Source organism: Thermonema sp., assembly GCF_026003375.1.
GTDB classification, from domain to species: Bacteria; Bacteroidota; Bacteroidia; order Cytophagales; family Thermonemataceae; genus Thermonema; species Thermonema rossianum.
Genome location: NZ_BPHD01000001.1, coordinates 358,062 through 373,534, shown reverse-complemented (window position 1 = coordinate 373,534; position 15,473 = coordinate 358,062). Strand labels below are relative to the sequence as shown.

The following is a 15,473-nucleotide window of genomic DNA, read 5'->3' as shown; positions in this document are numbered from 1 at the left end:
CAAAAGCCGCTGTCCCTTTCTTTATATAAACCGGCTAAAACCAACTTACCTACACTCTACAACCGGGCGCTCACCTGCTGTCATTTTTACAGCCGGGCTCCACCAGGCGCCTTGTCCAAGTCCTCTTATTATCAGAAAAGCGGCCAAAAGAACCATCACCAGGCGCTGGAGCGCCACACCACTGAATATCGACTTCAAATACGACAACAACCGGCGCCACACCCACCGGACACCTACCAACAGCACGGTGGTTATTATCCCAAACAGAAGCATATTACTCCACACGCGCAATATATTTCCTTCTGCCGCCGATAGAAAAGCTGCCCCATAAACCAAGCCACAAGGCAACAAACCATTGGCCATCCCCAGGAAGAACCCGCCCCCTTGTTTGCCATAGTGTTGTGCCAGCTCCCTCAATCTGTTCGACAGACGGTAAGCTGCTTTGTTTTTTCCCAACCATTCCATCAGTACATAAAACAGCAGCAGCAGACCGGACAGTACAGACAGCTGTTGTTGCGTAAGAAAAAATGCCATGCCGGCACTAAGCATACCCGCGAAGCTTCCCAGCAACAAGTACGAAAAAATACGCCCGGCATGATACTGCACCTGCCATGTCAACGGACGCCCGGCATGCAAAGTCGCAATCAGTGGGGCACACATGCCCACACAATGAAAAGCGCCACTCAGCGCCAACAATACAACTCCTGTCTTTATCATAAAGTTACAAGTACAACTTTTTCTCCATGTAATAGCGTTGCCCATCCATCATCCAGTGGACTTTCACCTCCCAATAACCGGGCAGCAAGGTAGAAGCATCCAGCAGGTACTCCGTTTGTCCTCGTTGAATGGCTATGCGCTTATCAAGTCGTGCATCCGACGGACGGTAAAACAGCACCTCCCCCTGCTCAATAGCAGCATAAGGCAAGAGCACCTTTATTTTTTTCTCTTCCTTCTGATACTCAACAAGGGGCTGCTGTGCCAAAGCATGCGTGCGTGCTATGGCATCTATACGCTCTTGATATGCCAACTCCTCTTTGTAGTAGTTCTTATCTACCAAATGTATATCATCCTGTGCCACACAAATAGACACCAGGTAGCTCATGAAGGCAACGAAGCCTCCAAGCAGTATCACGACCTTATACCCCCAACTAATTTTCATGGCTCCAGTGTTTTTTAAAGTTTTGTCAATAGTTTGAAAAGAAACTTGCTTTAACGGTCTCAAGCGTTTCACCGGAATCTGCATCCTTAACTTTGAACTTCAAAGATGTTTTTCTTCCTTTAATACTATTTTTATCCAGGTAAACAAAAAAGACCATTTCTCTTTTTTCGGCAGGTTTGAGTACTATCGTTGTGCTTTTTTCACCAACAAACTCAACACGTCCGCGCGGCTCCGCTGCTTCCAGTTGCACCCGCAAGGTGTCGAAAGACTTATTGACAATCGATGCATTGAACAAGTTGCTGACGGTGCCATCTTCATGCAGCTGAGCCAGCTGCCCCGGCGTGCGCAGCACTATGGTTTCGGTAATGCTTCTGCCAAATACCAGCGCCCCAATGATACCAAGCAACACCAGCAACACAGCCGAATAGGCCCACGCTCTTTTGGTCAAATGAAAGGGAACGCCTTCTTCTATACTCCGGATTGAAGCATAGCGTATCAACCCCTTTGGCTTGCCTACCTTTTCCATCACGGCATCGCAAGCGTCGATACAAGCCGTACACCCCACACACTCCATTTGCGTGCCATTGCGAATATCAATGCCGGTAGGGCACACCTGTACACAGAGCGTACAATCCACACAGTCGCCTTGCGCCCCATTCTGTTTGCCTTTTTTAAGTTTTCCACGCGGTTCGCCCCGCTTGTAATCATACGCCACTGTCATGGTGTCGTTATCGACCAGCACGCCCTGCAGCCTGCCATAAGGGCAAATCAAAATACAAGCTTGCTCACGTATATAGCTGAACACAAAGTAAAAGAGTCCGCTAAACCCCACTACCCCCAAGAAGCCGACCCAGTGTTCAGTAGGCGGCTGCGTTACTATTTTTATAGTTTCTTTTAACCCAATGAGATAAGCCATAAAAGTATGCCCAATCAGCAGGGCTATCAGCATAAATATGCCATGCTTGGCTACTTTCTTCAATATCTTTTCTTTATTCCACGGCTGTTTTTCAAGCTTCAATTGCTGATTGCGATCGCCTTCTATCCAGTATTCTATTTTACGGAAAACCATCTCCATAAAAACGGTCTGCGGGCACACCCATCCGCACCAGATACGCCCGTAAATCACCGTAAAGAGAATAACAAACACAAAGAAGGCAAGCATTGTCAAACCGAAAATGATAAAGTCTTGCGGGAAGAACACCTGACCGAAAATGATAAAAGTGCGTTCAAACACATTGAACATCATGAAAGGATGCCCATCGACATAAATAAAGGGCATGGAAAAAAACACAGCCAGCAAGAACCAACTTACCCATGTGCGGTACTTATAAAAGCGTCCTTTAGGCTTTTTGGGATGTATCCAGACCCGCTTCCCTTCTTTATCAACAAAAGAAACGTGGTCTCTGTACAGCTCTTCGTATTCTATATCGGTGAGGATTTTATTACTCATGGCTATTCTTTTTTGGCTCATTCACCGGAAAAAGGCGGAAGGGCTCTTCTCCCCTCCACCTTATGATTGTTACTTACAAGGCTCGCCTTGTGGCTCTTTGGGATTGGGCGGATTGGTTCCACGCAGGCTCAGTACATAAGAAGCTACTTGCTGAATTTCTTGTGGCTTCAACTTGTTTTGCCAGGGCACCATCCCCTTTTGCGGCACACCATATTTTACCACTTTGAACACATCTTTGATGTCGCAGCCGTGCAACCAGCTGTCATCCGTAAGGTTGGGACCAACGCCTCCTTGCCCTTCATTACCATGACAAGCCGCACAGTTCTGTACGAAAATGGACTTTCCGGCTTCCAGAGCAGCGGCATCGGTTAGCGCTTCTACATTGCTTTCATCTATCAAATTGGCCTGTGTTTTCCGGTACTCTTCAATGGCAATAGCCGCCTGCTGCATTTCTATTTGAAACTCTTCTTCTTGCAAGGGTGCCCACTCAAACACATGGTACACCAGCAGGTATCCGACCGAAAAGACAACCGTAGCGAAGTAAAGGAATTTCAGCCATGGGGGCATGTGGTTGTCCAACTCGCGAATGCCATCGTAATTGTGCTCCAGCATCAATTCTTGCTCTTGCACTTCTACCGGTTGTTCGGTGCCCCCTATTTTCTTAAGCCAGCGGCTCCATAACGATTCATACTCTTCCTCGCCGCTTTGCTGCTTGAGAATGATACGCAGCACAGAAGCCACATAAATACCGGTCAGCAACACCAGGATGGCTATGATGCCTATCAATACCAGGATGGCAAGCAGCATCCAATCGGTTTGGGTCATATTAGCAAAGTCCATACTTTATTGTTTTTTATAGTTGGTTTTTACACTTCTACTAAACATCCTTGGAATCTTCCAAAGGGATGCGGCGTATTTCTTCTACCACTTCCTTCTTCATGCTAAATACCCGTATGCCCAAGGCAATGAAGAAGACAAAGAAGACAATCAAAGAGAAGATGGGATAAGTAGCTACGCCATCAATCAGTTCGAAATAATGCTTAAACATAGTTTTACCGGTTTTAGAGTGGGGGGCGAGCCCCCCTGTGAATTACTTGGTATCTGCTTGCGTTTGTGCCTCAGCATCTACTTTTTGGATATCTGTACCCAGACGCTGCAAGTAAGCTATCAAAGCAACTATTTCGTCATCGGGTGCCACATTCTGGATGCCGTCTTTGTTGAGGCTGGCAACAATACGTTGGGCTTGCTTGTCTATATCTTTCAGTGCCATTTCTTGCTCGTATCCCTCCGGATAGGGCACGCCCAAAGTGCGCATGGCGGCTATTTTACCTTTTACTTCCTCCTTGTCATACTTCTGTTCGAACAACCAAGGGTAAGGTGGCATGATAGAACCGGGCGACATGCTGGTGGGGTCATACATGTGGTTGTAGTGCCAGCTGTCGGGATATTTCCCACCTAAGCGCATCAAGTCCGGTCCGGTGCGTTTGGAGCCCCACAAGAAAGGATGCTCGTAAACATATTCGCCGGCTTTGGAATACTCGCCATAGCGCACCACCTCCGAACGGAAGGGACGCACCAACTGAGAGTGGCAGTTATTGCAGCCTTCGCGAATGTAAATATCACGTCCAATCAGCTCCAAGGGCGTATAGGGCTTCACTGCCGCAATGGTAGGAATGTTCGATTCCACCAGGAAGGTAGGTATCATTTGCGCAATACCACCTATCAGAATGGCAACCAAGCTCAAGACGGTAAAGAGCACGGGCTTACGTTCCAAGATAGCATGCCAATATTCATTCTTGGCATGTACAGGCTTCAGGGCAGGTGCTTCGGCTGCTTCCTCCGCTACAAAGCTTCCTTGTGCAGCCGTCTTCCAGAGGTTATACACCATCACAAAGAAACCTGTCAAGTACAGTGCCCCACCAATAGAACGCAGTACATACATGGGAACAATTTGGGTAACCGTAGTCAGGAAGTTAGGATATTGCAACATGCCGTCCGGAGTAAACTCCTTCCACATCAGGCTTTGTGTGATACCTGCCCAATACATAGGCAGTGCATAGAAGATAATACCCAAAGTACCCAACCAAAAGTGTGTGTTAGCTAATCGCTTCGAGTAAAGCTCCGTATTCCACATCTTGGGCACCAGCCAGTAGAGCATACCAAAGGTCATAAAACCATTCCATCCCAAACCACCAATGTGCACGTGCGCTATGGTCCAGTCGGTAAAGTGAGAGATGGCATTGACGTTTTTAAGCGAAAGCATGGGGCCTTCGAAGGTAGCCATACCATAGGCGGTTACAGCCACCACCATGAATTTCAAAATGGGGTTTTCGCGCACACGGTCCCAAGCGCCACGCAAGGTCAACAAACCATTGAGCATCCCACCCCACGAAGGCGCAATCAGCATGACAGAAAACACGGTGCCTAAGCTTTGCGCCCAGTCGGGCAAGGTGCTGTATAGCAAGTGGTGCGGACCAGCCCAGATATAAATAAATATCAGCGACCAGAAGTGTACGATAGACAGACGGTAAGAATAAACCGGACGGTTCGCTGCCTTGGGCAGGTAGTAATACATCAAACCAAGGAAGGGCGTTGTCAGGAAGAATGCCACGGCATTGTGCCCATACCACCACTGCACCAATGCATCTTGCACACCGGCATACCAAGAGTAGCTTTTAAGGAAGCTTACGGGCAGCTCGAAAGAGTTAACCACATGCAAGACAGCCACCGTAATGAAAGTGGCGATATAGAACCAGATGGCCACGTACATGTGGCGTTCGCGCCGGCGCAAAATGGTGCCCAGCATATTCCAGCCAAACACCACCCAGATGATGGTAATGGCGATGTCGATGGGCCACTCCAGCTCGGCATACTCTTTAGAGGTAGTGTACCCCAATGGCAGCGTAATAGCCGCTGACAAGATAATCAACTGCCAGCCCCAGAAATGAATCCAGCTAAGTGTTTTGCTAAACATAGGGGTTTTCAGCAGGCGGGGCATAGAGTAATACACCCCCGCAAAGATGGCATTTCCCACAAATGCAAAAATCACTGCATTTGTGTGTAGCGGACGGATACGCCCGAAGGTGGTGTAAGGCAGCCCCAAATTCAGCGCCGGATAATAAAGCTGAATGGCTACAATCAAACCCACCAGCATACCTATCGCCCCAAAAACAACGGTAGCGATAAGGAACGCTCGCACAATCTTGTTGTCGTAATAAAACTTTTCAGTCATAATTCCGTTTGGTTTTAGCCTTTTTCTATGCATAAAAGTAGGGGATTAGGCTTCCACCCGGAATGACTAAAGTTGCCGGCGCCGATGATTCTTGTCATTGACACAAAAAAAGCAGACACCGTTGGTTTCAGTGCCTGCTTGAAAGCGCTTCATGTTTTGAAAAAGTTACGCAGTCATTGCCGACATTTTGTGGGGCATGAACTTATGCAGCAGCATACTGATTCCTGCATAGAGAAACGGATGTCCAATAAAAAACAAAACAAACAGATAAGGAATGCTTGCCGCTCCACCATAACTCGCCAACAAACTGGTAATCAACCCCAACACATCGTTCATGCTCACAAGGACCCGGATACCGTACGCAAAAAAGGCAAACAAGCCAACCGCTACAAGCTCCACGAGCACCCCCACTACAAAAGAGCGAAGAAACAAACGCCACCGCGTATGATACTTGGCACGTATGACCGCCACCATCCAGGCACACACGATACACAACAAAAACCATCCGCCCACAATCACCCACTCGGTATTCAACAACAAAAAGATGAACACCTCGTTGTTTTCTAAAAAAAGCATCACCTTTACTACAGCCAAAGCAAACATGGAAAGCAAAAAAAGTACAAGGCTGTACAGATAAGCTTCTCGAACTGTTCCAATAAAGTTCATAATTCCTTTTTTTGACAACAAAGCGTTTTCGCTAGTTAAAAGATACGAATTTGATTTCATAAAACCGGCAAGTTAAGTTATTGAAAATATGAAAACCTTTAATTCCCTAAGCTGTTTTTTTATCTTAGCGCAAAGATTACGCCCTTTTTATTCTCACAAGATACAACATGTTAAAAGTAGCTTGGTCACCTTTGTATTGCCACCCCTTGCCTGACGGGCATAGATTTCCTATGGAAAAATACAACTTATTGCCCGAACAGCTCCTTTATGAAGGAACTCTTACAAATGAAAGTTTCTTCACCCCTACTCTTCTCAATGAAGAGCACATTTTGCGTGTGCATACAGCTGAATATTGGAACAAGCTGCAAAATCTCACTTTGACTCCCAAAGAAATTCGAGCAACAGGATTCCCGCTATCCCGGCAGCTCATTGAAAGAGAGCGCGTCATTGCGCAAGGCACCATTCAATGCGCCGAGTATGCCTTGCAGTATGGCATTGCCATGAATATTGCCGGGGGCACTCACCATGCCTTTACCAACCGGGGCGAAGGTTTTTGCTTGTTAAACGACATTGCCTTGGCTGCCCGCTACTTGCTTGACCGGCAGAAGGCACGACGCATCCTTATTATTGATTTGGATGTGCACCAAGGCAATGGGACCGCCGAAATATTCCGTCATGAGTCCGCCGTATTCACCTTCAGTATGCATGGCGCCAACAACTACCCGCGTTTGAAAGAGACCTCGGACTGTGACGTGCACCTTCCCGACGGCACCGGCGATCGTTTTTACCTTTATGAGCTCGAAAAAAACTTAGATAGCTTGTTCAGCCGCTTTCAACCGGACTTTGTTTTCTTCCAAGCAGGTGTGGACGTGCTGGCTACCGACAAGCTGGGACGCTTGTCACTCAGCATCGATGGGTGCCGCCGTCGCGATGAGCTGGTCTTTCAATACTGCCGCCAAGGGCAAGTACCTGTGGTGGTAAGTATGGGGGGCGGTTATTCGCCCCGCCTTGCCGATATTATCGAAGCTCATGCCAATACCTACCGTACTGCCCAATTTTTATTCTTTTAAAAATGCTTTTTTCAAAATTCAATATCGCATGTATTTTATTTTTCAAAAAAATACAAAAAATCAATCTTCCCGTGCCCATGGACGTCTATCGGGCTCTGCCATGCGCACTATCTTAGGATAAAAAGCTGCCAAAGGCTTTACAATGTTCGTTTGTACCTTCATCACCTCCTTCAGGTCTTTGTACACCATGGGCGCTTCGTCCAAGTCGCCTCCTATCAACTCAATGCCATGCTCCTGCAGTATCCGGCGCACCTGCTCTTGCGATATTTGCCGGAAAGCAGCCCTCCGCGACATCAGTCGCCCGGCACCATGCGAAGCGGAATTCAATGAAGCGGCATTTCCCAATCCCTTTACCACATAACCGGCTTGGGTCATGGAACCGGGAATAACCCCCAATGCGCCGGTGTGCGCCGGTGTGGCACCTTTGCGGTGCACAATAGCCGTGCGCCCGTCGGGCAGCTGCTCTTTCCACGCAAAATTGTGATGGTTTTCTACCATCTTCACCGGCTGCAAACCCAATGCTTTCGCTATCCGGCGATGTATTTGATGATGGTTGGCCGAAGCATAATCGCCGGCCAAATGCATGGCTATCCAATACTCCTGCCCTTCTTCTGTATCGAGCGAAAGCCACGCCAAGTGGGCCAGCTCTTTGGGCAGGTGCGAACGCTCTCTTGCCAACTTGGAATAATAATTGGCAATGGCAGCCCCAAAGCCGCGCGAGCCCGAATGGCTCAATAAAGCCAAATATTGCCCTTTGGGCAGCCCCAAGTCCTTATCTTCTTCCATGACTTCCAAAACACCCCACTCTACAAAATGATTGCCCGTACCACTCGTTCCAATTTGCCGCTCTGCCTTCTTGCGCAACGAACGGATGACTTTCGTGGCTCTCCATTCAGGTTTATCCCATATATCATCGGGCAGCGGGGAAGGATTCGACACGTCGATACCAAAGAAAGTATGCTCGCCCAAAAGATTTTTCAGTGTGTCTTTTTTCTTTTCTATGTAAGCTGCCTCTATATCCCACACAGAAAGACACATACGGCAGGCAATATCTACCCCTACGGCATAAGGAATAACCGCATTTTGACGAGTAGCCAGCACTCCACCAATAGGGATTCCATATCCCACATGTGCATCAGGCATGAGCGCCCCGGCTTCAGCCACCGGTAAGCGCATGGCATTATTCATCTGCTGTATCGACTCTGCATCGATGTAGTCCGCACCAAAAACGGAATAAGGCAAAGGTTGCGCACGCAGGGGCTCGGACTCCGTTTGTTCACACTCGCCATTGCCCACCTCCGGAGCATCCAAAAGGAAAGCAGCCACGCGCCCCCAATCTTCATGGTTTACATACAGATGGGGATGTGCTTGTATCTCCTGCAGCATTTGCTGTATCGCTTCCTCAGTTACACCCTTTTTTCGCAACCGCTTGATTATTCTATATGCCTGCTTGGCTATGTTTTTGTCACCCAGCAAAACGGTAAGTGTATTTACATCCGGCTTCATATCGTCTTTTTTTTTACGTGGCTTACTATTTAACAAATTGCTCTTTAAAAAAGTCAAGCCTTTTGTCTTTATTTGAGCAAAAACCAAAGACGCGATGCGCCTGTTCCAAGAACAGACAGCTCATCCTCAAACAAAATTGTGATTGGCATAAAGCACTTGCGACCTAAGTCCAATCAAACTGCCTGTCTGTATATGGCAAAGAGTAGAAAAACCTTGTCGCTTTGTAGTTCAAAGTATTTTGTTTTTATAGAATAGCCATTTACTTTTCCAAAAGTGGCTGAATTTTAGTACTCTCTCCTTAGCGCTTCGAGCAAAAGCAAGCACTCTCCTTTTACCTCTTTCCGCCGGCTTGACAAGATGGCTCAAGAATGGCAAATAAACACGCTTCGAGCAAGCGAGATTTCTCACTCCACCACGCTCCGTTCGAAATGACAAAAGAAAAAATGTCCGTTCATAAGGCAGCACTGCCCTGCCTCCGTGATTGAATAAAGACAGGCAAGCAAGTATAGACTTTGAAAAGCAAAGTTGTTTTAAAGCTACAAAGAGATACCCAAGGTAAGGAAAAAGCTACGCGGGTCGGCGGGGATGATACCCGGCCCGGGATAGCTTACTGCCCGGTTGGTAAAATACTTTTGGTTCAATAGATTATTTACACTACCTTCTACTGTCCAGCGCTCGCGTTTATAAGAAATACTCAGGTCAGTTACATGATATGCCGGAATGATACCCACCACCGCCGACGCCACACGCCCCGAAGTGTTGTCGGCATCGCTAAACTGTTCTGACACGTAGTTGTGTTGTAAGCTCAATCGCCAGGGACCACGCTCGGCAAACAGGCCGGCACGCCAGATAATACGCGGTGCAAACTCTACCCGGTTGCCTTCTATCCTGCTCCAAGTATCGTTGTTGGCACTCAGATAATAGGCTTCGGCATAAGTAAAGCTACTAAACAGGCGCCATTGCCAAGTGGTATTTTGCTTCCACAAGGAAGCGAGGTTGTATTCGCCATACAGCTCCAAACCATAATGTTGCGAATCACCTACATTTGTTTTGAAACGGTACTCATTATAAATTCGCTCATCTAAGAGTGTCACAAAGCCAATGCGGTTATTGTAGCGCATATAAAACAAGCTGACATCCCACTGAAAACGGCCGGGCAACTGTCCCCGGAAGCCTATCTCGGTGCTGTAGCCCCGCTCATCGCGTATATTGGGGTCCAGACGGAAGTTGGGATTATCTATGCGCAAGTCGCTAAAAGTCACTGCCCGGTAGTTTTGGCTGGCGTTGGCATACAGCTCCCGGTTATCTGCAGGACGGAAAGTAATGCCGATACCTCCTAACCAGAAAGCCCGCTTCAGGTCAAAAGACTCATCGACCCGCTCTTCGGCAATCAGGTTGCCCGCCGCGTCATAAGCGCGCAACTTGTAATAGCCATCTGCCAAAGTATTGATATATTCATAACGTATACCCGGAGTGATGCTCCATCGCTTGTTTAAGAAAAATATATTTTCAGCAAAAACCGCCACGTTGCGCCCGGGGAATTGATAGTCCGACTTTTCCAAATCATGGGGGTTTAAGTACTCAAAGCGTGGTTGGTCACTGGCATCTGCCTCGCCTTGTTGCTTGTAGGTAAGCCCATGATAATAGCGCACTCCTGCCAAAAAATGATGGCTGCGCCCTTTTAGTTTGTAATCGTGCAGCAAACGCCCCTCTACGCCCCAGTTGCGGTAAAGATCGCGAATCAAGGTGCGGTTTTGCGTGGGGTCGTCTGCTTTGTAAGCCGGCAACAATACGCCCAAAGCCTGCCGGGACGACAGATTGGCAAATGCCCGCAAGTTCAAAGTGGTGTGGTCTGATGCCCGGTAGTCAAGCATCAAGGCCGGTAAGTTCCAACGGACGGCAAACCAATTGCGATTGCGAAACGAAACGGAAGGGTCCTGCTCAAAGGTGGCATCCATCAAGCCGCCGGGCTGTTTGGCCAAGTACTGCATGTGGGTATATTCTGCACGCAAGTGTAAGCGCTTGCTCAGGTCAAAATGCCACTGAGTGTGGGCAGTGTGACTATGAAACTGTGAATTGGGGCGCCAACCATTGCCCTGCTTGTATTGATAAAAAGTAAAATATTCAACTTTGGTTCCCAAAGTACCATCTACTCCGGTGTAGCTATTCCAAAAGCCCCACGAACCAATGGTTTGGCGGGTGTCTATGTGAAAGGGTTTATCAGTGCGCGGGCTTTTCATTACAAAATTGAGCATGCCGCCAAACTGTGTGCCGTACTGCAGCGAAGCAGCCCCCTTAACCAACTCGATGCGCTCAAGCGCTTCGGCAGGCGGCACATAATAACTTTCGGGGTAGCCCAACGCATCGGCACTCATATCATAGCCATTTTGGCGGGTGTTGAAATTGGCCGTACGCTTGGGGCTCAATCCACGCGTGCCAATGCCCAATTGCAAGCCGGCCATATCGCTTTCCCATATATTAATGCCCTGGATGCGGCCAAATATTTGCCGCGAGTTATTAGTGGCTAAATTGGCAACAATATCTTGCAGCTCTACCACTTCGGTCTTCTTCCCTTCATAAATGGCCACTCCTTCCACACTATACAAGCTGCGTACTCCGAAAGTCTGCTCACGGGCAGCTGTCACTTCCACCTCTGCAAGCACTTCTTCTTTGGCTTTCATACGCAGCTGCAGGGGGGCTTGCCAATGCCCGGGACGAAGGGGCACTGTAAGCACTTCCATGCCAACAAACTCAACTTTCAGCACCAGCCCTTCTTGATAAGGCACTTCCAAGACGAAGTGTCCTTGCCCGTCGGCCACTGCGAAGCGTTCAACGGGGCTTACTTCTATGGTTGCGCCCGGCAAAGGATTGCCTTGCTCATCGGTCACCACTCCTTGCAACAACTGCTGGGCAGATGCCGGCAAAATACAGACAAAGCACAAAAGAAAGTAAAGGACGGCTCGAGGTTTCATAAATCGCTGCGGTTTTGTGCATAAGCAACCGATGCAAATTTATTTAGATTTAATCTAAACAAAAAATTTAGATGATTTTTTTTATCAATCTGTGCGTCTTAGATTTGCTTGTTGTAGCATTAGCACTATTCTTATGAAGAAAGTCGTTTTTTTTGCTGCCTCATTTCTTTTATGTTGCATAAGCAGCTTGATTTATGCGCAGCGTGGCAACCTTTTTATTCAAAACTATGACTTTGGCGCCCATGCCTATGACATTGAGTCTTTTGATAATGATATACTGTGTTTTTCCACGCCGGAGGGGATTGTGACTTATGATGGTCAGCAGCAGCATGTACACAAAATACCCGTCACACTTTACAGCTTGTCCTACGACTCTCAAAGGCGTTGTATTTGGGCAGGTGGCAAAGGGCAGGTAGGATATCTGCAATTTGACAGCAAAGGCAAGGTTGTTTTTTCTTCTGTCTTTACTACTGAAGGCAACGTGCGCAAAATCATGCTTCAAGGCGACACATTATGGGCACAAACCCCCAACATCACTTATGCTTATTCTATTACCCGGTGTCGCCTGCTTTATCGTTATCATGCTCCACGAAACAGTTCCTTCAATGGCTTTTTTTTGCACCGGGGCGAAGCTTATGCCTCTGCTCCCGGGAAGGGAATTTATCATTTGGATGGCAAGCAAATGCACCTTAGCGGCCGCCCGGGCAACAACTTAAAAACAACAGGCATAACCCAATACATTCCTTTCGACAAGCAAAGAGGCTTGTGCAGCAGCCCCGACAATCGCCTGTGGTTGTTCGACGGACTTCATTTTATGCCCTATCGAAGCCCCGCCACGCGCTATGTCGAAACGTTTTTACTAAATGAAATGCTCCCGCTAAATGATGGGCAGCGCTTTGTGTTTTCCACTTTATCCGGTGGTTGCATTGTAGTGGATAAAAGCAGTGGCATTGTCACTGACATTATCAATTACGAAACAGGCTTGAAAGACGATGAAACCACGGCTATTTATGAAGACAAGCAAGGTGGTTTGTGGATTAGCCACGCGCAAGGATGCAGCCGGGTAGCCTTGCAGTCTCCCTTACGTGTTTTTTCTACCTATCCCGGCTTGGAAGGCTCTATCAGTAGCCTTATACGCTTGGGCCCGGAGCTGTACGTAGGCACTACGGCCGGTCTGTTTGTGCTCGACAAGATCCGGGGCGAGCAGGTCGTAAGCCGGAAAGTATATGCCAATGAGCGCAAACGTCTGTTTGCCCGGCAGCAACAAACCGTTGTTGTAGAAAAAGAGCGCAACCCCTATGAAGACGCTCTCAAAGCTTACATTATGCAGTCTGTGCCCTATTATTTTAAGAAAATCAAAAACATAGACGCCAAGTGTAAGCAGCTGCTCAACTATAAAGGCAAATTATTGGTAGCTTCCAGCACGGGGCTTTATGAAGTCACCCGGCATACCGGCTACCCCATTATGCGTAACCTGCATGTGTATGCCATTTATGGGGCACCTAAGCGCAATATGTTATATGTTGCCACAGAAAAAGGACTTATAGCCATCAGGGAGTACCGTGGATATTGGAAAGTGGTAGATCGCATAGCTGCTATTCCTGATGATGTCACCAACCTGATGTTGGCCGGCAACAAGCTTTACCTGGGACTTTTTAATGGTTGCCTCATCGTGCATTTACGCACCGATGGCACCTTCGCCCGTCACTACCGCATGGAGCTGCACACACAAGCAATACAGCCACTCTGGGTGGGAAAACAAGGCGAAAATGTCTTTTTCTTATCAAAAGAGGGGGCGCTACTCCACAAAGAAATTTTAGGTGGCATGCTATTGCCCTATCAGGCGCTGAACCGTTATTACCCTTTGTCCTTCCTCTACGACAGCCAACAAGAGGCTTTCTTCTTGCTCAAAAACAGGCAGTGGCTGCTCCTGCAAAATAAATCTTTAAAGCCTCTTACCAACCGGCTGGTGAATTATTTCGACGAGCTGCAGGTACTTGCTGTAGATTACGAAGGCAACTACTGGATAGTAGCCTCCAATAACATATTTTTTATTCCGAAAGAAACAACTTCCTCCCCCGCCATACCCTCGCACCCCATCATACGCTTCATTGAAACAGATGAAGACACTTACCTACCCTTTCTTAGCGAAGACGGGCGGGAAATCAAAGGCGTGGAAGTGCCCCCCCAAAGCAGCCACTTGGTGTTTCACATAGCCTACCCCTATTACCTTGCCGGTGAGGACACTCAATTTCAATATAAAATAGAAGGTGAGGGTGAGTCGGAATGGTCGGCATGGCGAAGCACGCCCTATATTGAATTTGCTTACTTGCCCACCGGTATGCATCGCTTGCTTGTGCGTGCACGCACTCCGGAAGGACTCATCTCACAAACCCAAAGTATTAAGCTATATGTGCGCTCTCCCTTCTACGAGACCTGGTGGTTTTACATTTTAGAAATCCTGTTTTTGCTTTCTTTGCTGCTGCTTTCCATTTATCTGAACAGACGCAAGAAAGACGCCCGCGCCACCAGCATACTTACTATCGTCAGCATTATTACTACGGTTGAGTTTATAATCATCATGGTGGAGCCTTATGTCGATAATTTCAGCGGTGGCGTTCCGGTATTTAAGCTGGTGATGAACGTAATACTGGCTTACTACTTGTTGCCGCTTGAACGGCGGGTACGAAAAATCATAGAAAAGCCGGAGGGCGTCATCAGTGTAGAGTTGCGCCGGACAGAACCCATGGAAGTCACTTCTGATGGTACCGGCTTTCAAGCCGGCGATAAAAAAAGGGAAATAAAAGAAACACCACCCAACAACGATAATAAGCATTAAGCATGAAGAGTAAATACAAAACCGCCCGATGGCTCTTGTTATGCCTTGTGTTTCTTAGTGCTTGCAGCGCTTCGCCTCATGAGCAGCTACGGGGTGAGTGGCTGCTGGATTTTGACCAAAGCCAATGGCAAGACGAGCTTTCTGTCGATTCATTAACCACAGAGCTGCAAAGCAACAAAAGCACGCCCCAAACCCATGACATAAGAGAAAAGTTGGGCAGCTATCGCCTTTCTTTCGACGGCGGAAAACATTTTCAATTTCAACGTAATTTGCTGAAAACCCAAGGGTTTTACACCCTTCTCCCAAAAGAAGAACTGCTCATCTTTACTTATGGCAACAGGCAAGACACTTTTCATGTAAAGAAACTCAAAAAAGAAAAACTCATTCTTGAAAAAGGAAGCCTGCAACTTCACTTTGAAAAACAAGCACCCTAAAAAACGTCGTCGCTTCTCCTACTTATGTAAGAGAAGCGACGTTTGGCTGAGCCCGCTTAGTAGGCTCCTATCAGCGTTTGGTTGATAGACTCGCGCTACTTGCGTAGCACACGTCTAATTGAAGGATGATAATGTATGTATGTCA

The 15,473-nt window shown here is 47.6% G+C and carries 12 protein-coding genes; 3 read left to right on the top strand and 9 right to left on the bottom strand.

Annotated features, from left to right (window positions below; all coding sequences use genetic code 11):
- Positions 1 to 45: 45 nt before the first annotated feature.
- From QVE43_RS01670 to QVE43_RS01640, 7 genes are all read right to left on the bottom strand, one after another.
- Positions 46 to 717 (bottom strand): sulfite exporter TauE/SafE family protein, encoded by a 672-nt coding sequence (locus QVE43_RS01670; RefSeq protein ID WP_288004002.1) that lies wholly within the window; start codon positions 715 to 717, stop codon positions 46 to 48.
- 4 nt (positions 718 to 721) lie between these two features.
- Positions 722 to 1,159: a FixH family protein gene (locus QVE43_RS01665; protein WP_288004001.1), complete on the bottom strand. Its 438-nt coding sequence runs from the start codon at positions 1,157 to 1,159 to the stop codon at positions 722 to 724.
- A gap of 25 nt (positions 1,160 to 1,184) precedes the next feature.
- Positions 1,185 to 2,609, bottom strand: a complete 1,425-nt coding sequence (ccoG, locus tag QVE43_RS01660; RefSeq protein ID WP_288004000.1) for a cytochrome c oxidase accessory protein CcoG — start codon at positions 2,607 to 2,609, stop codon at positions 1,185 to 1,187.
- A 69-nt stretch (positions 2,610 to 2,678) separates the two neighbouring features.
- Positions 2,679 to 3,449 (bottom strand): cbb3-type cytochrome c oxidase N-terminal domain-containing protein, encoded by a 771-nt coding sequence (locus QVE43_RS01655; protein WP_288003999.1) that lies wholly within the window; start codon positions 3,447 to 3,449, stop codon positions 2,679 to 2,681.
- Between the two features lie 37 nt (positions 3,450 to 3,486).
- Positions 3,487 to 3,657 carry a cytochrome C oxidase Cbb3 gene (locus QVE43_RS01650; protein WP_071837441.1) on the bottom strand — a complete coding sequence of 57 codons (171 nt, stop codon included), beginning with the start codon at positions 3,655 to 3,657 and terminating at the stop codon, positions 3,487 to 3,489.
- Between the two features lie 42 nt (positions 3,658 to 3,699).
- Complete coding sequence (gene ccoN / locus QVE43_RS01645; RefSeq protein ID WP_288003998.1) at positions 3,700 to 5,841, bottom strand: cytochrome-c oxidase, cbb3-type subunit I; 2,142 nt, start codon at positions 5,839 to 5,841, stop codon at positions 3,700 to 3,702.
- Positions 5,842 to 6,006: 165 nt separating this feature from the next.
- Positions 6,007 to 6,507 (bottom strand): hypothetical protein, encoded by a 501-nt coding sequence (locus tag QVE43_RS01640; protein ID WP_288003997.1) that lies wholly within the window; start codon positions 6,505 to 6,507, stop codon positions 6,007 to 6,009.
- 167 nt (positions 6,508 to 6,674) lie between these two features.
- Between QVE43_RS01640 and QVE43_RS01635 the strand changes: the two genes are divergently transcribed.
- Complete coding sequence (locus tag QVE43_RS01635) at positions 6,675 to 7,577, top strand: histone deacetylase (protein WP_038029738.1); 903 nt, start codon at positions 6,675 to 6,677, stop codon at positions 7,575 to 7,577.
- A gap of 60 nt (positions 7,578 to 7,637) precedes the next feature.
- On the opposite strand, the gene QVE43_RS01630 is transcribed toward QVE43_RS01635, so the two are convergent.
- Positions 7,638 to 9,083: an RtcB family protein gene (locus tag QVE43_RS01630; RefSeq protein ID WP_288003996.1), complete on the bottom strand. Its 1,446-nt coding sequence runs from the start codon at positions 9,081 to 9,083 to the stop codon at positions 7,638 to 7,640.
- A gap of 536 nt (positions 9,084 to 9,619) precedes the next feature.
- Positions 9,620 to 12,055, bottom strand: a complete 2,436-nt coding sequence (locus QVE43_RS01625; RefSeq protein WP_288003995.1) for a TonB-dependent receptor — start codon at positions 12,053 to 12,055, stop codon at positions 9,620 to 9,622.
- A 133-nt stretch (positions 12,056 to 12,188) separates the two neighbouring features.
- Between QVE43_RS01625 and QVE43_RS01620 the strand changes: the two genes are divergently transcribed.
- Positions 12,189 to 14,894 carry a two-component regulator propeller domain-containing protein gene (locus QVE43_RS01620; RefSeq protein ID WP_288003994.1) on the top strand — a complete coding sequence of 902 codons (2,706 nt, stop codon included), beginning with the start codon at positions 12,189 to 12,191 and terminating at the stop codon, positions 14,892 to 14,894.
- A gap of 2 nt (positions 14,895 to 14,896) precedes the next feature.
- On the top strand, positions 14,897 to 15,328 hold the full coding sequence (locus tag QVE43_RS01615) for a hypothetical protein (RefSeq protein WP_288003993.1): 432 nt from the start codon (positions 14,897 to 14,899) through the stop codon (positions 15,326 to 15,328).
- Positions 15,329 to 15,473: the final 145 nt, after the last annotated feature.